The sequence below is a fragment of the Variovorax sp. TLI9-5A genome (assembly GCF_056867935.1).
The window spans coordinates 5,978,950-5,996,525 of record NZ_CP200310.1 but is presented as its reverse complement, the minus strand read 5'-3'; the positions used below and the strand labels follow the sequence as shown (position 1 = coordinate 5,996,525).

The following is a 17,576-nucleotide window of genomic DNA, read 5'->3' as shown; positions in this document are numbered from 1 at the left end:
GCCGGCGGGTGCCATGAACTCCCGAGCCGCCGCCGGCTCGACGCGATGGCAGCGCTGCCGGCGATGGTTGCTGCCTCTGCTCGGCATTGCCGTCCTGGCCATGCTGCTATCCCATGTCCACAAGATCGACTGGGCCGGTGCCTGGCATGCGCTGCAACGATATTCGCCCTGGCTGCTGCTCGCGGTGCTCGGACTCGCCACGGTCAGCCATGCGCTCTACGGCTGCTTCGACCTTATCGGCAAGCATCATCTGCGCCACCGCTTGTCGTACTGGCGCACCTGGGCCATCGCCGTCACGAGCTATGCGTTCAACCTGAATCTCGGTTCGCTGGTCGGCGGCATCGGGATGCGTGCGCGTCTCTACGCACGCGCCGGCCTCGACGAAGCCACCGTCGCCCAGATCGTCGGGCTCAGCCTTGCGACCAACTGGCTTGGCTACGGGCTGCTGGCCGGCGGTCTTTTCGCGGCTGGCGTCATCGAGCCGCCCCGGCAGGCGCCCATCGGGGAGGGCGCGTTGCGCGCGCTCGGCGCGGCGATGATCCTGCTGACGCTGGGCTACGTGGTGGCGTGCGCCATCTCGCGCAAGCGCGAATGGGTGATCAGGGGCAGGCATCTTCATTTGCCAAGCGCGCGCATCGCTGCAACGCAGCTGCTGCTTTCCACTGCCAACTGGGCGCTCATGGGCACGGTCATGTACCTGCTGCTGGGGCAGAAGGTGCCCTACGCCACCACCCTGAGCGTGTTGCTCGCGGCGTCGATCGTCGGAGTGCTCACGCCGATCCCGGCCGGCTTGGGCGTGCTGGAGGCGGTGTATCTCGCTTTGCTGTCGGGTACGGTGAAGCAGGGCGCGCTGATGGGGGCCGTGCTGGCGTACCGGGCCTTGTACTACCTGGTCCCGCTGGCAGGCGGATTGGCGTTGTATCTGTTCCTCGAGCGCAACCTGCCCGCGCAGGAGGGCATCATGCCGCCGGTCGAAGCGTCGGCTGCGTGAGATCCCGACTGTCAAGGCCAAGGGGCAGGTCTGCTCAGAGCGATGTCGCACCAGCTCCAGCCTCGCGGTTCCTCCTACAGATGCGAGGGCAGCCAACCGACGAGCCGCGATGCGCGGCTTGCCTAACTTGGCGCGAAGTGCATTTCCCTTCCGATCTTTCCCGCTCTTCGCTCCATGTACGACCAGCCCTCCGACAACGACTTGCGGCACCTGCAGCTGCGGCACGGCAGCGACTTGGCGCTCAAGCATCTGGTGAACGCAGGGCTCGATGTGCTGCCCATGCCGGGCGCCGGCCAGACGCTGGCGCGCTGGCGCGTGCTGGCGGAAGTCGCGGCCCACGATCTCTCCCTGGTCAAGCTTTTCGAAGGCCATACGGACGCACTCGCGATCCAGGCCGAGCTCGGCAGCGTGCCGCCCGCATGCGAAGGCGCGCGATGGGCGACCTGGTGCGCCGAACCGCCGGATGCCCGGGTGATCGCCCAAGAGGACGGAGGCGCGGCCGTTCGCCTGAACGGCACCAAGGCCTGGTGCTCCGGTGCGGCCACTGTCACGCACGCCGTCGTGAGCTGCTGGAACCGCGACGGCGAGCCTTGCCTTGCCGCCATTGCCATGGATCAGCCGGGGGTACGCGTCACGGACGAGGGATGGCATGCGGTCGGTATGGCGGACAGCGCCAGCGTTGACGTCCGTTTCGACCACGCGGCGGCCATCGCGATCGGCCGGCCCGGCGACTACACGCGCCGCCCCGGCTTCTGGCAGGGCGGCGCGGGCATCGCCGCATGCTGGTTCGGCGGAGCTCTCGGCATCGCGCGAACGGTGCATGAACTCATGGGCAAGGCGCCGGACCCCCACCGGCTCGCGCATCTAGGCGCCATCGATGCGGCATTGACGCCCGCGGCCGCGCTGCTGCGCGAGACGGCCGAGTGGATCGACCGGCACCCGCGCGACGACGCCAGGCAGGTCGCCCTGCGCGCACGGCTGGCCGTGGAGCAGGCCGCCAACGAGGTCATGCGCCATGCGGGCAGGGCGCTAGGCGCGGGCCCGCTGTGCCGCAACCGGGCCTTCGCCCGGGCCATGGCCGACCTGCCGGTGTTTCTTCGCCAGAGCCACGCCGAACGCGATCTCGCCGCCCTCGGCACGCTCACTGCGCAAGGGGGCGGAAAGGAGTCTTCTTCATGGATGCTGTAGCCCGTTCCGCCATTCGCGGAGAAGGCACGACCGAGGCCGAGTGGAACGGCTGGCCAGGTCTGGCCGCGCTGCCCCGCACCGATGCGCGCACGCTGGTGCCGCGCAACGCCCGCGCTGTGGTGGTGGCTCCGCATCCCGACGACGAAGTGCTCTCGGTGGGTGGGCTGCTTGCGCAATTGGCGGATGCCGGTGTGCGGATCGAAGTCATCGCGGTGACCGACGGCACGGCAAGCCACGACGGCTCGACCGAGTGGCCTGTCCAGCGGCTGGCGACGCAGCGCCCGCTCGAATCCCGGCTCGCGCTCGAGCGCCTGGGGCTGCCTGTCGAGCCCGTGCGGCTGGGCCTGCCCGATGGCGGTCTGGCGGCCGTTCGCGGCACGCTGGCCGCGCGGCTCGTATCGCTGCTGCGGCCGCGCGACGTGGTGTTCACCACTTGGCGCCGCGATGGCCATCCTGATCACGAAGCCACAGGCCAGGCCTGTGCGCTTGCCTGCGCTGCTTCGGGAGCACGGCTGGCGGAAGTGCCCGTCTGGGGTTGGCACTGGTCGCATCCCGGCGACGGGCGCATGCCCTGGCAGCATGCGGTCCGCATCGACCTGGACGAAGAAGCCATCCGGCGCAAGCGCGCTGCCGTGCAGGCGTTCACGAGCCAGCTGCGCCGCGATGCATCCACCGGCGCCGGCCCGGTGCTGCGCGCCACCACCGTCGCGCGGGCGCGGCGTTCCTACGAGGTGGTGTTCCTGTGAGCGGCGGGCGCAGGTCGTATTTCGACGCGCTCTATGCAGCCAGCGAGGACCCTTACGCAGTGCGCCATCGCTGGTACGAGATCCGCAAGCGCACGGTGCTGCTGGCCGCGTTGCCCCAGGCCCGGTACCGGCGTGCCTACGAGCCGGGTTGCGGCACCGGCGAGTTGACGCAGGCGTTGTCGCAGCGCTGCGACAACCTGCTGGCGAGCGACTTCTCGCCGCATGCGCTGGAGATCGCGCGCAGACGCACCGGTGCGCTCGCCAACGTACGTCTGGAACGACAGACCTTGCCTGCGGAGTGGCCGCGCGATGCGGGTGGCTTCGACCTGATCGTCCTGAGCGAGCTCGGCTACTTCCTCGAGCGCGACGAGATGCGGCGCGTGGCCGAATGCTGCGGGGATTCGCTCGAAGCGGACGGCACGCTGGTCGCCTGCGACTGGCGCGCGGATTTCGCGCAGCGCAGTCTTTCCACGCACGAAGTGCATGCGGCGCTTTCGGCGCTCGGCCTGCCGCGCCTCGTGCTCCACGAGGAAGACGACTTCGTGCTGCAGGTGTGGGCACGCGATGGCCGCTCGGTGGCCGAGTACGAAGGCATCCGGTGATCGGCGCCATTGGCGTTCGAACGGAATCGCAGTGAAAGCAAAGTCATGGACAACGTGCTGGATCTGGTTCAGTGGCCAGCCTTCCTCGCGTCAATTGCCGCGGCTTGGCTGGTCGCATTTAGTACAAGACGGTGCCGAAACTGGGTGTTCTTGCTCAGCAACGCGCTGTTGAGCGCCGCGGGCGGAGAGGGTCCAGATGGGCAACAGGCAACAGTTGGATGGCTGCGGTCCGCGTGCATATGGGGCCCGGCGGTTCATAAGATGCCCAAGACCACGCCATCGCAACTGGCGAGTCACTCCTTGCTGCGCTGCCTGTCCACCTGCGCTTCCGCCTCGAGCCAGTCATCGGTTTCGCTGCCGGGGGCACCGCCGCGTCGCAGGTACGCGTCGTAGGCGGCCTTGCGGATCGCCTCTTCGCGACTGGGTTCGTCTGTGCCGGTCCGCTCGAGTTGGTTGTCCTGTCCAGGGGCACCTTGCGTCTTGTGCGCTTCCTTGCCCATGTGACTTCCCTCGGTGGGGCTGTCCTGCCCAATGGCTCTGTTCTGGTCGATGTTGACAGGCGACATAGGCGCGGTTTTGGGATCTCGCTTCATGATGACTCCTTGAAATTGAGGGCGTCTTATGGGGTTGAAGGAACTCGCATCGGGGCCAGTAGCGGCTGCGAAGCCGCCTCCAACTGCTGAACTACCACTTGGATCAGCGCATCCGCAAAGCCGCCCACGGCCCTCGCATCCTTGCGCGCGCTCGTGACCACGCGTGGTTTCGCGCTCCATGCCACACGAGCGCCAGATGCGATCAGTGCATTGACCAACGCAACGTCTTCGCTGCACGCCAGATATTTGAAGCCACCCGTTCGCCGGTAAGCAGCCGCGGATACACCCAGGTTGGCCCCGTGCACGTGCGCATGGTCTTCGTCATCCGTGTATGTCTGCCGAAAGTGCTCGGCCAGAAATCGGGCGTTCTCGCCATGAGGTGTCCAGTCGGCCACGCCGACAGTCCCGCACACTGCGTCACAGCGCAGTGAGAGCTGGTCGACGAGCCACGAAGAAGACACCACCGTGTCGGCATCGGTAAAGGCAAGCCAGCGGGCACCTCGTTCGAGAAGCGCCTGCGCTCCCACCGCACGTGCCATGCCGACGTTGCGTGCCCGGATGCTCACGGTCATTGCCCCGCCCGCTTGAGCGTGAACGCCGGTGGCGTCGCTGCATTCATCCAGCACCACGACGATTTCCACGGCTTCGCCGGTCAGATCGGGATGCCGGGCTGCGTTGCTCAGAGCGCGCAAACAGGCACGAATGCAACCTTCTTCGTTGTGCGCTGGTACGACAATACCGATCATTCGTCTCTCTCCATGGCATTCCTAAGACGGGATGAGACTGAACGGATCGCAACCCTGGATGCGTCAGCGCGCACGCGCTCCACTTGTAGGCTTGCTTGTATGCCCCTTGGCTCTGCACGATCTATCTGGTGAAGAGTGTGGAAAGCACCTTTTCCGCTGTTGGAGACATTGCCGGTGTCGACCTGCTCAAGCAGCGATGCATTGACTGGGTCGAACAGACAGAGTTGCGGCAAAAAAGCTGCCTCTTGCGCCAGCCGTATCGAACCCAAGCACCCTCAAGTCCGTTTCTTCCAAGACATAGTGATCGCAACTGCGGTGGTGGCAGCAGTGACATCCGGCTGCCGGCACCGCGAAATGCTCTTGTCCGACACCCCGAGGCCTCCTGGCCATCCACATTGCCCGGACTGGCAGGGGGCTACCTTCAGCCGAGGAGCATCCGATAACTCGAGAACAAGTAGATGCCGTTCCAGATGCCGTTCCGGTGGGACGTTCGCGAGGGCGGGAAGTCGAACACTGCCCGTGCTGGCCGGCTCGGCCGCGTATGCGCTCGCGAGTCTGCTGGGCGTTCAAAAGGGGCTTGGCCATGCGCCGGGCAAGGCCCCGGCGTTTTACGCCATCCTCGCCGCCGCGATGCCGATGGCCGCCGTGGCGTCACTTGCGACGGCCTGGTTCTGAGTGAGATGGGCCCTCAGGCCATTGCTTCCATCTCCGCCATCAGCTCTTCCTTGCGCTGCGCAAGCTGCTCGCGCATGGCGACAAGGTCGAGTCCACGCGTTGCGCGTGCCTTCACGAAGATCTCGTTGCGCTCTTCCTTCACGTGATGGTCGATGTACTCGCCGAGCACCTTCACCTTGGCGTCGAACTTCTCGTCGATCTCGGTCGCGTCCTGGATCTGCGCGATCAGTTCCTTGGCGCTGGCGTGCTCCACCTCGGCTTCGTCGAGCAGGTCGGTCTCGCTGATGGCTTCACGCAGAGCGGGATAGAAGATCTCTTCCTCGATCTGCGTGTGCACCTGCAGCTCCATGCAGATCTGCATCGCGAGCTCGCGTTTCTTGTCGGGTGCGCTGGCGGAGCGGGAGTGGGCGAGATCGTCGTAGGAAGTGAAGAGCTTCTTCACGTTCTTGTGGTCGGTGTCGAGAAGGCTGCAGGCATCGGGGGTTGCGCGGCGGGTCGTTGGCATCGTGGGCTCCATGCGTGGGTTGAGGGGTATCGGGAGAACCAGAAGTAAGCGGGAGTCCGCAAGATGGAGTGCGTGGCGCCTGCCCGACGTAGGAAGGCACCGGACGTGGCCGGCGGCGCACATCTTCCTGAGCAACAAGCCGAAACACCGGTGACGCTTGCGAGGTACGACAGCGTGAAGGTCGGTATCGCCCGGGCCCGTTCTGTGGCAGGTGCCTCCGGGAATGATCCACGACCCTGAGCGCCTGGACTCATTCCTTGCGCTGCTGCCGCGCGATGCCGCAGCGGTTCTGGCGCTTGCGCGAGCGCACGACGAACAGCTGAAAGCTCCGGGTGGGCTTCGCAACCGCCACGCGGGAAGTGGCCTTCCAGCGAAAACCTCACCGCGGACTTCGTCTATGTCCGGCTCCATGGCGACAAGGAAATCTACGCGAGCGGCTATGGCGACGCCGCACTTGACCGATGGAGCGCCCGCAGGACGTGTTCTGCTATCTCGACAAAGACACCAAGGTCCGCGCGCCCTATGACGCGGCGAATCTCGCGCGGCGACTGGGGAGCCTTCGGGCATGGCACCGACAGGGGGGCTTGTCGTACCGCCGGGCGTGAACCTGAAGGCCGAAGACGGGCACATGGAAGGGCTCATGTCCCCCGTCGGAGAGGCGATGCCATGCCTGAGCCCCACGTCGCGGACATGAGGAGCCTTCCTACAACTCGACGGTGTCACAACCGATCCGTGCGTTCTTTCAGCGGAGAGATACCTGAACTCTGGGCTCAGCAAACACACGAGTACCGGCGCTCTCCCAGCGGTGCCGGCAGGAGATTCATCATGGACGTCACTTCCAGCGCCAATGCCAACGTCATCTCGTCGGATCGCGTCGAGGGCACCAAGGTCTACAACCCCTCGGGCGACAAGCTCGGCACCATCGACGACCTCATGATCGACAAGCTCACGGGCCAGGTGCGCTACGCCGTCATGGAGTTCGGCGGCTTCCTCGGCATCGGCACCGACCGCTACCCCATTCCCTGGAACCTGCTCAAGTACGACACCTCGCAGGATGGCTATGTGGTGCCGATCGACAAGGTCATGCTCGAAGGGGCGCCGCGCTATGCCGAAGACCGGGTGCCGGACTATGACGACCGCTACAGCGCAAGCATCAACAAGTACTACGGCCTCTGAGGGAGCAGGGGAGTTCTCTTCAGCCGAGGAAAAACGCGTGGCTTCCAGTATTCCCGGCTCGCCCGGTACGTCCGGTTTGTACGGCGTGGCCGACCGGCTTCTCACCTTCGACTACCGCGGTTGGTTCGTCTCCTGTGGCACTCGGCGTACCGATCGCGGGGTCTATGAGCCCGTCGTTTTCTGCCGCTCAGGCAATTCGGATGAAGAGAACATCCGGCTTCCCGCGGATTCGGACAATGCCGCCTACGCCACGGAGGCCGAAGCGCTGCGTCATGGCGAACAGCAGGCCATGCGATGGATTCACGAGCGTAGTGGTGTACGAAGTGGCGCCTGAGGGCACTGCATACCGGACCATGCTGAAGGCGGATGGCGCATAGAACGGGTCGTTCATGACGAACTGCGGCCGGCGTTTTCCCGGTCGACGCCAGTACAGCCCGGCGGGCCCCACGCTTTCCAGGGCCGCGATTCGGTCCAGGCCGCGTGAGCGCCAAGTTCCGTGCGCCTGGCTGGATGTGTGCGTACATACGCCTTGGCTCCCTTGCTGGCGCGGCCTCGCGCTCAGATGAAGGGCACGCCTCCGGTCACCGCCACCGTGGCCCCGGATATATAGCTCGCCTGGTCGGAAGCAAGCAGTACGTACACCGCCTGCAGCTCCGCTGGCTGGCCTGGTCGCTTCATCGGCGTCTGCATGCCGAAGTTCTTCACTCTGTCGGGTGGCAGCGTCGATGGAATCAGCGGCGTCCAGAACGGGCCCGGCGCCACGCAGTTCACGCGGATGCCCTTTTCGGCCAGCAGTTGGGCCATGCCGCCGGACATGTTCTGGATCGCGCCCTTGGTCGCGGCGTAGGCCACCAGCGTGGCGTTGGGCTTGTCGGCGTTGACCGATGCCGTGCTGATGATGGCGCTGCCCGGCTTCATGCAGGCCGCCGCCGCCTTGCAGAGAAAGAAGTTGGCGTAGACGTTGGTGCGGAAGGTGCGGTCCAGCTCCTCCGCCGTGATCTCGGCCAGGTCCTTGTGCGCCATCTGGAAGGCCGCGTTGTTCACCAGGACGTCGAGCTTGCCGAAGCGCTCCATGGCGGTGTCCACCAGCTTCCTGCAATGGGACTCCTCGCGGATGTCGCCGGGCATGGCGACGCAGGTGCGGCCCTCCTTCTCGATGAGTTCGGCGGTGCGCCGGGCGTCAGATTCTTCCTCGGCAAGGTAGGAGATCAGCACGTCCGCACCTTCGCGCGCGAAGGCGAGCGCCACGGCGCGGCCTATGCCGCTGTCGCCGCCGGTGATGAGCGCGGCCTTTCCGACAAGCTTGCCGGAGCCGACGTATGAAGACTCGCCGAAGTCCGGCGGCGGTTCCATCCGCGATTCAAGGCCGGGCGGCGCCTGGCGAGGCGTGTCGAAAGGAGGCTTCGGGCCGGATTGCATGCGATGTGTCATGGCTTTCTCCAGACGGAATGAAACAGTGGTCTCATGGCTTGCGCTTTCGCCCGGCGGGCAGACGGATGCGCGAGCCGGGGGTGGTCGCGATGCCGAAGACCGTGTCGCACTGCTCCAGCAGCATCGCGTGGCGCCTGTCCGTCTGCGTGGCGGTGCAGTCCTTCGGAAGCGCCACCTCGAAGCCGCGCATGCGCGCGTCGGAGGCCGTGCTCAGCACGCACTGGTCGCTGGCCACGCCGCTCAAGATGAGGCGACGCGCCTGCAGAACGCCCAGCAGCTGTTCGAGCGGCGTGGCGACGAAGGCGGATTGCTGCGGCTTCAGCACGAAGTAGTCGTCGTGGTCAGGCGCGAGGCCGGCAGTGACGGTCGCCCCAAGGCCGCCGCCAGCCATCGACAGGTCCACCAGCGCGCTGAAGTCGGAACGCCAGCGGCCGCGGTTGTCGTTGGCGTAGATCACAGGCACGCCCCGTGCCTTGCATCGGCGCTTCAGGGCCGCGATGGCGGGCGCGACCGCCGCGGCGGCGGGCAGCAGCCTGTGGGCGTCGGGAAAGTCCCAGCAGCTGATCATGTCGATGATGAGCAGGGCGGTTTCACCGTTAGCCGCCTCGACCGCCAGCGCGCCGCGCGGCGGCGACGAACTGGCAGAGAGACGGCGAGGCGCGGCCATGCTCAAACCGGAAAGGTCTTGCGTGCAGTGAAGGACTCCGCGCCGCCGATGTTGTCCACGCCGCCACTGGTGGTGGGGCGGGTGCCGTCTCCGGTGCCCGTGACGCGGATGTTGTTGCTACTGCTCATGGCGTGCTCCCTGTCTGGAATGACGGATGACGGGAGGTCGTCCGGTGCCCCCAGTGTTAGCGGCGGCCGCACGCCCGAGTGAAGCAATCGCCGCCGCTGCAGGTCGGCGCTTTCTTACGTGAGCGGCGTGGGCTGCGGTTCAGGACCGTCGCTTGATGATGCTCAGCTTGCCGTCCCACTCGAGCACCGCGCTTTCGCCTTCTGCCAGCGGCATGCCGCCGGCCTGCTGACGCAGGGCTTCGTCCAGATCCTTACGAGGCCTTCGTGAACATCGAATCCAGCTTCGACACGACGAAGACGGACGGCCTACAGGCATCCTCATCTCTCTGGAGCGACGAGCCGATACGCAAGTGCATGTCTTGTGTCAACCTGACTTGCAGGCCGCTTAGCCGGCCTACCGTCACAGGCGTGCCAGCTTGGAGCACGCACCGCAGCACCAGAAGGAGAGCGGGTAGTTCCAGAAATCGGCTGGCCTCAAGCCAGCTCTTGGTCTGGCGATAGCGTCGTGACAGGGATCGCTAGAAATGCAGCGAAGCTGACGCCCACGAGGATGCCGACCGACGTGCGCAGACTGACCAGAGTCATTCGCCGCCTGCGGCCCGAGCGACCGCTGCTATCGTCAGCGGACATTCGCCGGGCAGCGGCTCGTCAGCCTGCCGAAGGCTCGGCGCCTGCAGGAAGCGTCCTCCTCATTTCGCCCGCCAGCGACAGCGCGGCGTTTGCAAGCGCTCCAACTTCTCGATCCGATCGAGCATCGCCCTTTGCTGGACCTCTTCTTTTGCCTTTGACAGGAACCCGCCCGCGACAAACCTGGACGCCTTCACCGACTCGCCGTCAAAGGCGAGTTTCACCGGACGCTGGCGTTCGTGCGCCTGTCGGCTTCCAGGACCCAGTTCAGGCAACGCCGCTTGAAGGATTCGAGATCGGTTTCAACCCAGGATCGTGGCAGGATCAACGTCAATCTGCAGCGATGCTTGCCGTCCAAGGTGACCTCGGCGCTGGCACATAGTCCGCCGTTCTCGATGGGCTGACGGACGCTGGAGCAGACCCAGAGTCCCAATCTTCCATCGTGGACAAGAAGCTCGCTCGCCATGGCGCTCTCCGAACAGCTTCCCACGGGTACGGCATCGGGATCGATGGTTGGCGCGAGCGGCAAGTCAGAAGACGCTAGCGCCCCAGCGGCGAGGCCGCGTAGGACGGTGCGCCGTCCTTGGTAGTCCTGGCCTGCACGCTTCGAAAACCGGGCAACTTGCACTGTGGCGGGCGAGGGCCAGGAGTGCGGGAACCACTTATTCCTCAAGGAAGCCCGCACCAGGGAGCATGATGGGGCCATGAACATCCAGCTCGGCTTCGAAATCGCCTACAAGTTTCCTCGGCCGACACCGATGATTCTGAATCTCAGCATCCACTATTCAAGAGCATCGGACCTCCTGCGCGCGGATCATCTGCTCACGCATCCGGCGGTGCCCACGACCGCTTACCGAGACCTGTTCGGGAACTGGTGCACGCGCCTGGTCGCTCCAGCGGGGCGCTTTGTATTGAGCACGGATGCCTTGGTCCGTGACAGCGGCTCGCCGGACGTCATTGCTCCGTCCGCTTCCCAGACGGCGGTGGAACACCTGCCCGAATCCACCTTGGTGTATCTGCTGGGCAGCCGTTACTGCGAAACCGACTTGCTGTCCGATTTTGCCTGGCAGCGTTTTGGGAGCGGGCCCAGCGGATGGGGGCGTGTGCAGGCGGTGTGCGATTTCGTGCACCGGCACATCGAGTTCGGCTATCAGCATGCTCGACGTACCCGTTCGGCCATGGAAGCTTTCAAGGAAGGGAAGGGCGTGTGCCGGGACTATGCGCACCTGGCCATTGCTCTGTGTCGCTGCCTGAACATTCCAGCGCGCTATTGCACCGGGTATCTGGGCGATGTCGGAACTGCGCCACCCTTCGGTCCAATGGACTTCGCAGGTTGGTTCGAGGCGTTCCTGGATGACCGTTGGTACACGTTCGACGCGCGCAACAACGTGCCGCGCATCGGCCGCGTGCTGATTGCGCAGGGACGAGATGCCAGCGACGTGGCGTTGTCCTGCACCTTCGGACCGGATCAGCTGGACGGTTTCAAGGTCTGGTGCGACGAAGTTCAATGAGCCCAGAAGGCACAGCCAATCTTCGCTGTGGTACCTGCCGTCGGCTGGGAGCGCGACGAGACGGGCTTGCAGGCGTTGTCTATCTCGGGCCGGCCAGCGACCATATCGTCGCGCCCAGACGCATCAGGTCGGTAGCTTCCTGTTGAACGCCTTCGCATGACATGTCCAGGTCCGCGACTTTCGCCGCGACCAGCGATACCGCCTCGTCTGCGGGAAGTGCCCCGCCAATGCGAGCCATCTCCACGATCTTGAGCATCACGTCCGTCTGGTTCATGGCTCAGGCACGTTCCTACTTCGGCTGCTGCTGGCGGCAGATGTTCACACCCGTGGTCGTCAGCTGAAGCGATCCGCTCAGCCATTCGAGCCAGGACAACGAGACCATATCGTCGATCGCCGCCTCGTCGATTTCGCCTGCACGCCGGTGGTGCAGCAGATCGGCCACGTGGGGCAGATCGGCGCGAAGCGCTTCCTGCCGGGGTAGGGAAAGAAGCGCCTGAGTCATGCTGATCCTTCATGCAAATGAAGCGAGTCAGCGTAACACCGGAACACCGCCTGCGGGGCACGAAATACCACGCGCCCCGAGATCACCTACACTAGGCATATTGATTGCGGCGTGCTCGTTGCCTCAATCCTTGATTGACACCTTGCGGCAGCCGCCTCCCGCACAGGCCTCAACTCTCCGACAAGGTGACCCATTTCCGCCTCCATCGGCGGAGCGTCATTCCCCTCAGCGAGCTTCATCGTCGGTCCGTTCAATAGAGAACATCCCACGGACCGTTCCCTCCCGTTTCCTTCACGGTTTCACTTCGTGCGCCTGACCGGTCCAACGCCGGCACGCGCCGCCTCGGCGCGCCCTCAGGGCAAGCGCTCGCTTTATCACATGCAGATTCCACAGGCCCACGAGGTGGGCAGATACCTCGTCACCCCAATGACCAAACTCACGGATACCGGGCAGTACGCTGCCTCGGTTTCCATCCGCCGTGGCATGCATGACCGGGTCTTCCGGCTCATTCCGCGTTTCGACAGCGCCGCGCGAGCGGCGCGCTATGCACTGATGCAAGGCCGTCATTTCGTGCTGAACAACCAGCTGGCCTGAGCATCCGGCCAATCACTGAAGGAGCGTCGTGGGCAAGGAAGAACTGATTGAAATGCAAGGCCGGGTGCAGGAGGTGCTGCCTGATTCGCGCTTTCGCGTCACTCTCGACAACGGGCACAGCCTGATCTGCTACTCGGGCGGAAAGATGCGCAAGCACCGCATCCGCGTGCTCGCAGGCGACAAAGTCTCGCTGGAGATGTCACCCTACGATCTCAACAAGGGGCGGATCACGTTCCGTCATCTGGAGCCTCGCACCCAGAGCGGCTCTTCGCTCGTGCGGCGCCCTGTTCGGTAGGCCTGCGCGCCGGCTCCCATCCATTTCATACCGAATCTCGGTTCACTCAAGAAAGCAAATCATGGACAACAAACTCTACGTCGGCAATCTCTCGTACACGGTGCGTGAAGACGCGCTGCAGCAACAATTTTCGGCCTTCGGTCATGTCTCCTCGGCCAAGGTCATGATGGAGCGCGATACCGGTCGCTCCAAGGGCTTTGGTTTCGTCGAGATGGGCTCGCCTGCGGAAGCGCAGGCCGCCATCGAAGGGCTCCATGGCAAGGAAATCGATGGTCGTGCACTGACCGTCAATCTGGCGCGTCCGATGGAGCCGCGCACCGGTGGCTTCGGCGGTGGCTATCGCAACTGAGCCACCATGACGATCGGCCCCTCTTTCGTCCCGGATTTGACGGAGGCAGACAGCGCGGAGTCGATTGCGCATGTTGCATTCCTGCGCAGCATCGAGCATGCGGTCTTTCCGCTGACCATCCTCAAGCCCGAGGAGGTTTCCTTCACGGGGGGCGCTGAAAGCGAAGAGTTGGGTCCTTCTGCAGAACGCAGGGTCGCAATCTCGCCCGGAAGACACGGCCGATCACCCATCGATCGTGATCAAGGACATCACCGAAGAAGGGCGCGCCGAACTGCGGCGCCGGCAGACCTTGGGGCCCTGGGAGTGGCAGAAGAAGTCGCGAGCCTGACAGGCATCGCGCCGCGACGGGCTCAGCTGTCTATCAGATGGCGCGCACGTTGAACTCTTGCCTGGCGGATGCGTCGCCCGCAGAGGCTCGGCTGCACGATCTCGATGGGCACGCCCATGTGCCTGGTGACGCTCCGGTCGTTAGTCGCCGGGGACGTACTCATCGCCCAGGGCGCGCGATGGCACGAACTGCCGCAGTGTGGTTGTTTCCCCTTCAGTCGGAATGCGCCGCGATACATCCCGATCGACGCCAGGTCTTTCCCGGTCCAGTCAGCTCGACATCGAACCTGCGCAAGACGCAAAGGGGCGTTGCGGAGCTTCACCTCAGTGCAACCTCAAAGAGGGAATCGATCAGGGGCCGCTTCCGGCGGCTGGAGAGGCAGCACAATGAGTAGCTGATCGACAGCTGCTCGTCGTCGATGGTGACCGCCGCCAGGCCCGGCAGCGGGATGAACTCCACCTGGGTGACGAAGGACACGCCCATTCCGTTGGCCACTGCATGCTGAATGGCTTCGCGGCTGTTGATTTCCATGGCGCAGTGCAGGTCCACATTCTGTTGCTGGCAGGCGCTTTCAACGCGATGCCGGGTCTTGGAGCCTGGCTCGCGCATGATGACCGTCTCGCCTTGGATGTCGCGGGTGGCGATGGACGCTCGCTTCGTCCATGCATGGCCCTTGGGCACCACTGCCACGATGCGCTCCGTGCGGTAGGGCTCGATGTGAAGTCCCTCGGCCGCCGCCGGCTCGACGACGATGCCGACGTCGATGCTGAAATCCTGCAGGCCCCGCAAGGTGGACTCCTCCGATCCGATGGACACGTTGACGTCCAGCGCAGGATGGGCCTCCTTGAAATTGCGCGCCAGCTCCATCGCGATGGGCGGCGACACCGCGCCCACGCGCACCAGCCCCACCTTGAGCTTGCGGGCGCTCTGAAGGAAGAGCATGGCCTCCTCTTCCTGCCCGAACAGCCCCTGCGTGATGGCATAGAACCGCTCCCCTGCGGCAGTGAGCTTCACGCTGCGGCCGCTGCGCAGGAAGAGTTCCACGTTGAAGCGGGTCTCCAGTGACTTGACCTGGTCGGTCACGGTCGGCTGCCCGATGTGCAGGTACTGCGCCGCAGAGGTGAAACCACCGGTCTTCGCGACGGCATGGAAGCACCTGATCGATTTGTAGTACTGATGGAACATGGATTTGGCTTCAGGATCGCAAAGCCTCTCACAGGCACGGCCGCCCGCGAATGGGCGCTTTCCCCGGGGGCGATGCCGCCACGGGCTGTGTCCATCCATCGGTTTTCGACCATGCGCCCACCGGAAATGCGATTGGACGCAGCGACGGGCCGCTTCGACACTGCTTCCACCGACGAACGCGCGGCACAGCGCGACGCAGAAGCAGCCAAAAAAGCAACCACCCACACGAGACAGACCCGATGCCCCACGCATACCGCAATCCCGTATCCATCCACAGCGGCCAGGGCAGCCTGGAACGGCTGCCATCCATCCTCGCCGGCCGCCGCGTCGCTGTCGTCACCTTTCCCGAGGCGCGCGAACTGGGGCTGGTGGCGCGCCTCGAGAAACTGCTGGCCGGCTCGCTGGTCGAGGTGATCGACGACGTGCGCCCTAATCCCGACGTGGCGCACCTCGATGCGCTCTACGGCCGCTTCTGGAGGGCGCCCGGCGCCTGCGACGCGATCGTCGCCGTCGGCGGCGGCAGCGCCATCGACACTGCCAAGGCGCTGATGGTGGGCACCGCGAGCGGCCGCTTCGACGAACTGGTCGGCCTGCTGGCGAGCGGCAAGTCCTTCGAGCCCGCCAGCGTCAAACCGCTCATTGCGGTGCCGACGACGGCCGGCACCGGCAGCGAGGTGACGCCCTGGGCCACGATCTGGGATTCCGTCCGGCAGAAGAAATATTCGCTGCACCTGGAGTCCACCTGGCCCGAGGCGGCCATCGTGGACCCTGAGCTGATGCTCTCGGTGCCGGCGGGAACCACCGTGTCGACCGGGCTCGATGCGCTGTCCCACGCGCTGGAGTCGGTATGGAACGTGAACGCGAACCCTGTCTCCGACACCTTCGCCATCTCCGCCGTGCAGGACATCTTCGAATGCCTGCCTGCGCTGATGAAGGACCTTCGCAGCATCGACCTGCGCGAGCGCATGGCCATGGCCGCGCTCAAGGCGGGGCTTGCGTTCTCCAACACGAAGACGGCGCTGGCCCATTCGATCTCCTACGAGATGACGCTGCGCTACGGCCTGCCCCACGGCATTGCCTGCTCGTTCACGCTGCCGATCGTCCTCGAGAAAGCGTGGGCGCGGTCGCCCGATCGTGACCGCACGCTGCAGCGCCTGTTCGGCCCCGACCTGCGCGCTGGCGCCCTGCGCCTTCGCGGCTTCCTGCAGGAGCTGGGCGTGAAGACCGAGTTCGCGGACTATGGCGTGGCGGACGCCGAGGCCGAGGCCATGATTGCCCGCGCCATGGACGGCGCGCGCGGCAAGAACTTCATCGGCGCGGTGTCCGCCTAGCCGGTCGAAGCCCAGGAAGGTCGAGAGAAAAGCACCGGCGGCACAGCCGGTTTCACGGGTCCACGCCCGTCAAGAACAGGAGACAAGACATGCAAGTGGCAAACCAGGGTCTGCAGGCGGGTACCTACGTTCCGCCTCTCGAGAATTCGTTCAGGAAGGCGCAGTGGCGAATGCTGCTGGCCGCCATGTTCTGCTACCTCTTCTTCTACACGGGGCGGCAGACCTTCGGGTTCGCCATTCCCGGCCTGCAGCGCGAGTTCGGCCTGTCCAAGGAAGTCCTGGGCTGGGCTTCGGCCAGTCTCCTGTGGTGCTACGCCATCGGCCAGGCGATCAACGGCAACCTCGCGGACAAGTTCGGCGGCCGCCGGGTGATGACGGCCGGCGCCATCCTGTCCTGTGCGGCGAACTGGGTGGTGAGCTTCGCCGTCGGCTTCAAGTCGCTTGCCATCCCCTGGGGCATCAACGGCTACTTCCAGGCGCTCGGCTGGGCGCCGGGCAGCCGCCTGCTGTCGAACTGGTGGGGTACCGGCGAGCGCGGCAAGGTGTTCGGCTTCTACACCTTCGCGGCCGGGTGCGCGTCGATCCTGTCGTTCGTCACCTCCATCGTGGTCGTCAACGTGCTGCACCTGGACTGGCGCTGGATCTTCAGGCTGCCCGTGCTGCTGATGCTGGTGGGCGGCATCGCGTTCTACCTGATCGCACGGGAGCGCCCCGAGGACCTGGGCTTCAAGTCGCCCGACACCGGCATCGCCAATGCGGAGGACGCGAAGGCCGCCGCAGCGAACCACGCCGTGCCCGAGGAAAGCTCGTGGAGCCGCTACAAGGCCGTGCTCAGCAACCCGAAGCTGCTCATCGCGGCGCTCGCCATCGGCTTCCAGAACGCGGCGCGCTACGGGCTGATCGTCTGGGTGCCGGTGCACTTCCTCGGCAAGGACTGGAGCAAGATGGCCGACGGCATGATCGATCCGGCCTGGATCTCGGTGGCGCTGCCGGTAGGCATGGCCTTCGGCGCGCTGACCAACGGCTGGATTTCGGACCGCGTCTTCGGCTCGAAGCGCTACAAGGCCATCGTGCTGTACATGCTGCTGGGTGCGGCGGCCTCCGTCGGCATGTACCTGCTGCCCACGAGCATCGGCGGGCTGGCGCTTCTGTTCCTCGCAGGCTTCTTCGTCTATGGCCCCGCCTCTTCGTTCTGGGCGCTGTGCCCCGACCTCGTGGGTGCCAAGCGCTCGGGCACCGCCACCGGCGTCATGAACTTCTTCTCGTACCTGCTGGCGGGCCTCGGCGAGCCGCTGATCGGCCGGCTGCTGGACCACTCGGGCAGCACGTCGATGGTCTTCCCGATCGTCGCGGCCAGCTGCCTCATCAGCGCAGCCATCGCTGTCTTCATCCGCCGCTGAGGCGAC

Annotated in this window: 22 protein-coding genes and 2 pseudogenes; 14 read left to right on the top strand and 10 right to left on the bottom strand. The window is 65.3% G+C overall.

Going from position 1 to position 17,576, the window contains the following annotated elements; all coding sequences use genetic code 11:
* Positions 1 to 13 precede the first annotated feature (13 nt).
* The 4 genes from AC1VNX_RS28580 (at position 14) to AC1VNX_RS28565 (ending at position 3,527) form a co-directional block, all read left to right on the top strand.
* Complete coding sequence (locus tag AC1VNX_RS28580) at positions 14 to 991, top strand: lysylphosphatidylglycerol synthase domain-containing protein (RefSeq protein ID WP_483160925.1); 978 nt, start codon at positions 14 to 16, stop codon at positions 989 to 991.
* A 174-nt stretch (positions 992 to 1,165) separates the two neighbouring features.
* A complete protein-coding gene (locus tag AC1VNX_RS28575; protein WP_483160924.1) occupies positions 1,166 to 2,179 on the top strand; it encodes an acyl-CoA dehydrogenase family protein in 1,014 nt (337 codons plus the stop codon).
* Complete coding sequence (locus AC1VNX_RS28570) at positions 2,167 to 2,925, top strand: PIG-L deacetylase family protein (RefSeq protein ID WP_483160923.1); 759 nt, start codon at positions 2,167 to 2,169, stop codon at positions 2,923 to 2,925. Before AC1VNX_RS28575 ends, AC1VNX_RS28570 begins: the two co-directional genes overlap by 13 nt.
* Entirely contained in the window at positions 2,922 to 3,527 is a 606-nt protein-coding gene (locus AC1VNX_RS28565; protein ID WP_483160922.1) for a class I SAM-dependent DNA methyltransferase, read from the top strand. Before AC1VNX_RS28570 ends, AC1VNX_RS28565 begins: the two co-directional genes overlap by 4 nt.
* A 293-nt stretch (positions 3,528 to 3,820) precedes the next feature.
* Here AC1VNX_RS28565 and AC1VNX_RS28560 read toward each other — a convergent pair whose 3' ends face one another.
* Together AC1VNX_RS28560 and AC1VNX_RS28555 are read right to left on the bottom strand one after the other, a co-directional pair.
* Positions 3,821 to 4,120, bottom strand: coding sequence for a DUF2934 domain-containing protein (locus tag AC1VNX_RS28560; protein ID WP_483160921.1), 300 nt, complete (start codon positions 4,118 to 4,120; stop codon positions 3,821 to 3,823).
* 26 nt (positions 4,121 to 4,146) lie between these two features.
* A complete protein-coding gene (locus AC1VNX_RS28555; RefSeq protein ID WP_483160920.1) occupies positions 4,147 to 4,866 on the bottom strand; it encodes a glycosyltransferase family 2 protein in 720 nt (239 codons plus the stop codon).
* Positions 4,867 to 5,385: 519 nt separating this feature from the next.
* Here AC1VNX_RS28555 and AC1VNX_RS28550 point away from each other — a divergent pair.
* Entirely contained in the window at positions 5,386 to 5,541 is a 156-nt protein-coding gene (locus AC1VNX_RS28550; protein WP_483160919.1) for a hypothetical protein, read from the top strand.
* Positions 5,542 to 5,554: 13 nt separating this feature from the next.
* On the opposite strand, the gene AC1VNX_RS28545 is transcribed toward AC1VNX_RS28550, so the two are convergent.
* Positions 5,555 to 6,046: a hemerythrin domain-containing protein gene (locus AC1VNX_RS28545; protein ID WP_483160918.1), complete on the bottom strand. Its 492-nt coding sequence runs from the start codon at positions 6,044 to 6,046 to the stop codon at positions 5,555 to 5,557.
* Between the two features lie 252 nt (positions 6,047 to 6,298).
* On the opposite strand from AC1VNX_RS28545, the pseudogene AC1VNX_RS28540 reads away from it, so the two are divergent.
* From AC1VNX_RS28540 to AC1VNX_RS28530, 3 genes and pseudogenes are all read left to right on the top strand, one after another.
* Positions 6,299 to 6,463 (top strand): annotated as a pseudogene (locus AC1VNX_RS28540) (hypothetical protein); the annotation flags it as partial.
* A gap of 408 nt (positions 6,464 to 6,871) precedes the next feature.
* A complete protein-coding gene (locus AC1VNX_RS28535; protein WP_483160917.1) occupies positions 6,872 to 7,222 on the top strand; it encodes a PRC-barrel domain-containing protein in 351 nt (116 codons plus the stop codon).
* A gap of 37 nt (positions 7,223 to 7,259) precedes the next feature.
* On the top strand, positions 7,260 to 7,556 hold the full coding sequence (locus AC1VNX_RS28530) for a hypothetical protein (RefSeq protein WP_483160916.1): 297 nt from the start codon (positions 7,260 to 7,262) through the stop codon (positions 7,554 to 7,556).
* Between the two features lie 224 nt (positions 7,557 to 7,780).
* Here the strand turns inward: AC1VNX_RS28530 and AC1VNX_RS28525 are convergent, their stop codons facing one another.
* From AC1VNX_RS28525 to AC1VNX_RS28510, 4 genes are all read right to left on the bottom strand, one after another.
* A complete protein-coding gene (locus AC1VNX_RS28525; protein WP_483160915.1) occupies positions 7,781 to 8,653 on the bottom strand; it encodes an SDR family oxidoreductase in 873 nt (290 codons plus the stop codon).
* Between the two features lie 31 nt (positions 8,654 to 8,684).
* Entirely contained in the window at positions 8,685 to 9,320 is a 636-nt protein-coding gene (locus AC1VNX_RS28520) for a cysteine hydrolase family protein (RefSeq protein ID WP_483160914.1), read from the bottom strand.
* A 2-nt stretch (positions 9,321 to 9,322) separates the two neighbouring features.
* Positions 9,323 to 9,448: a hypothetical protein gene (locus tag AC1VNX_RS28515; protein ID WP_483160913.1), complete on the bottom strand. Its 126-nt coding sequence runs from the start codon at positions 9,446 to 9,448 to the stop codon at positions 9,323 to 9,325.
* 689 nt (positions 9,449 to 10,137) lie between these two features.
* Positions 10,138 to 10,299 (bottom strand): hypothetical protein, encoded by a 162-nt coding sequence (locus AC1VNX_RS28510; RefSeq protein WP_483160912.1) that lies wholly within the window; start codon positions 10,297 to 10,299, stop codon positions 10,138 to 10,140.
* 480 nt (positions 10,300 to 10,779) lie between these two features.
* Between AC1VNX_RS28510 and AC1VNX_RS28505 the strand changes: the two genes are divergently transcribed.
* Positions 10,780 to 11,586 carry a transglutaminase-like domain-containing protein gene (locus AC1VNX_RS28505; protein ID WP_483160911.1) on the top strand — a complete coding sequence of 269 codons (807 nt, stop codon included), beginning with the start codon at positions 10,780 to 10,782 and terminating at the stop codon, positions 11,584 to 11,586.
* Between the two features lie 79 nt (positions 11,587 to 11,665).
* On the opposite strand, the gene AC1VNX_RS28500 is transcribed toward AC1VNX_RS28505, so the two are convergent.
* On the bottom strand, positions 11,666 to 11,860 hold the full coding sequence (locus AC1VNX_RS28500; RefSeq protein ID WP_483160910.1) for a hypothetical protein: 195 nt from the start codon (positions 11,858 to 11,860) through the stop codon (positions 11,666 to 11,668).
* 15 nt (positions 11,861 to 11,875) lie between these two features.
* Positions 11,876 to 12,088: a hypothetical protein gene (locus tag AC1VNX_RS28495; RefSeq protein ID WP_483160909.1), complete on the bottom strand. Its 213-nt coding sequence runs from the start codon at positions 12,086 to 12,088 to the stop codon at positions 11,876 to 11,878.
* A gap of 378 nt (positions 12,089 to 12,466) precedes the next feature.
* On the opposite strand from AC1VNX_RS28495, the gene AC1VNX_RS28490 reads away from it, so the two are divergent.
* From AC1VNX_RS28490 to AC1VNX_RS28480, 3 genes and pseudogenes are all read left to right on the top strand, one after another.
* Positions 12,467 to 12,682, top strand: a complete 216-nt coding sequence (locus AC1VNX_RS28490) for a hypothetical protein (RefSeq protein WP_184641721.1) — start codon at positions 12,467 to 12,469, stop codon at positions 12,680 to 12,682.
* 28 nt (positions 12,683 to 12,710) lie between these two features.
* The gene (infA, locus tag AC1VNX_RS28485; protein WP_369662799.1) at positions 12,711 to 12,977 is read left to right on the top strand and encodes a translation initiation factor IF-1; all 267 of its coding nucleotides are present in this window, start codon (positions 12,711 to 12,713) and stop codon (positions 12,975 to 12,977) included.
* Positions 12,978 to 13,038: 61 nt separating this feature from the next.
* A pseudogene (locus tag AC1VNX_RS28480) lies at positions 13,039 to 13,317 on the top strand (RNA recognition motif domain-containing protein); the annotation flags it as partial.
* A gap of 655 nt (positions 13,318 to 13,972) precedes the next feature.
* Here AC1VNX_RS28480 and AC1VNX_RS28475 read toward each other — a convergent pair.
* Positions 13,973 to 14,839: a LysR substrate-binding domain-containing protein gene (locus AC1VNX_RS28475; protein WP_483162029.1), complete on the bottom strand. Its 867-nt coding sequence runs from the start codon at positions 14,837 to 14,839 to the stop codon at positions 13,973 to 13,975.
* A gap of 239 nt (positions 14,840 to 15,078) precedes the next feature.
* Between AC1VNX_RS28475 and psrA the strand changes: the two genes are divergently transcribed.
* Together psrA and AC1VNX_RS28465 are read left to right on the top strand one after the other, a co-directional pair.
* On the top strand, positions 15,079 to 16,170 hold the full coding sequence (gene psrA, locus AC1VNX_RS28470) for an iron-containing alcohol dehydrogenase PsrA (protein WP_483160908.1): 1,092 nt from the start codon (positions 15,079 to 15,081) through the stop codon (positions 16,168 to 16,170).
* 89 nt (positions 16,171 to 16,259) lie between these two features.
* Positions 16,260 to 17,570, top strand: coding sequence for an MFS transporter (locus AC1VNX_RS28465; RefSeq protein WP_483160907.1), 1,311 nt, complete (start codon positions 16,260 to 16,262; stop codon positions 17,568 to 17,570).
* The last annotated feature ends 6 nt before the right edge of the window (positions 17,571 to 17,576 follow it).

Coding starts and splice junctions, on each gene's coding strand:
- AC1VNX_RS28580 (WP_483160925.1), top strand. CDS start 14: ATGAACTCCCGAGCCGCCGCCGGCTCGACGCGATGGCAGCGCTGCCGG.
- AC1VNX_RS28575 (WP_483160924.1), top strand. CDS start 1,166: ATGTACGACCAGCCCTCCGACAACGACTTGCGGCACCTGCAGCTGCGG.
- AC1VNX_RS28570 (WP_483160923.1), top strand. CDS start 2,167: ATGGATGCTGTAGCCCGTTCCGCCATTCGCGGAGAAGGCACGACCGAG.
- AC1VNX_RS28560 (WP_483160921.1), bottom strand. CDS start 4,120: ATGAAGCGAGATCCCAAAACCGCGCCTATGTCGCCTGTCAACATCGAC.
- AC1VNX_RS28555 (WP_483160920.1), bottom strand. CDS start 4,866: ATGATCGGTATTGTCGTACCAGCGCACAACGAAGAAGGTTGCATTCGT.
- AC1VNX_RS28545 (WP_483160918.1), bottom strand. CDS start 6,046: ATGCCAACGACCCGCCGCGCAACCCCCGATGCCTGCAGCCTTCTCGAC.
- AC1VNX_RS28535 (WP_483160917.1), top strand. CDS start 6,872: ATGGACGTCACTTCCAGCGCCAATGCCAACGTCATCTCGTCGGATCGC.
- AC1VNX_RS28525 (WP_483160915.1), bottom strand. CDS start 8,653: ATGACACATCGCATGCAATCCGGCCCGAAGCCTCCTTTCGACACGCCT.
- AC1VNX_RS28520 (WP_483160914.1), bottom strand. CDS start 9,320: ATGGCCGCGCCTCGCCGTCTCTCTGCCAGTTCGTCGCCGCCGCGCGGC.
- AC1VNX_RS28515 (WP_483160913.1), bottom strand. CDS start 9,448: ATGAGCAGTAGCAACAACATCCGCGTCACGGGCACCGGAGACGGCACC.
- AC1VNX_RS28505 (WP_483160911.1), top strand. CDS start 10,780: ATGAACATCCAGCTCGGCTTCGAAATCGCCTACAAGTTTCCTCGGCCG.
- AC1VNX_RS28500 (WP_483160910.1), bottom strand. CDS start 11,860: ATGAACCAGACGGACGTGATGCTCAAGATCGTGGAGATGGCTCGCATT.
- AC1VNX_RS28495 (WP_483160909.1), bottom strand. CDS start 12,088: ATGACTCAGGCGCTTCTTTCCCTACCCCGGCAGGAAGCGCTTCGCGCC.
- AC1VNX_RS28490 (WP_184641721.1), top strand. CDS start 12,467: ATGCAGATTCCACAGGCCCACGAGGTGGGCAGATACCTCGTCACCCCA.
- AC1VNX_RS28475 (WP_483162029.1), bottom strand. CDS start 14,839: ATGTTCCATCAGTACTACAAATCGATCAGGTGCTTCCATGCCGTCGCG.
- psrA (WP_483160908.1), top strand. CDS start 15,079: ATGCCCCACGCATACCGCAATCCCGTATCCATCCACAGCGGCCAGGGC.
- AC1VNX_RS28465 (WP_483160907.1), top strand. CDS start 16,260: ATGCAAGTGGCAAACCAGGGTCTGCAGGCGGGTACCTACGTTCCGCCT.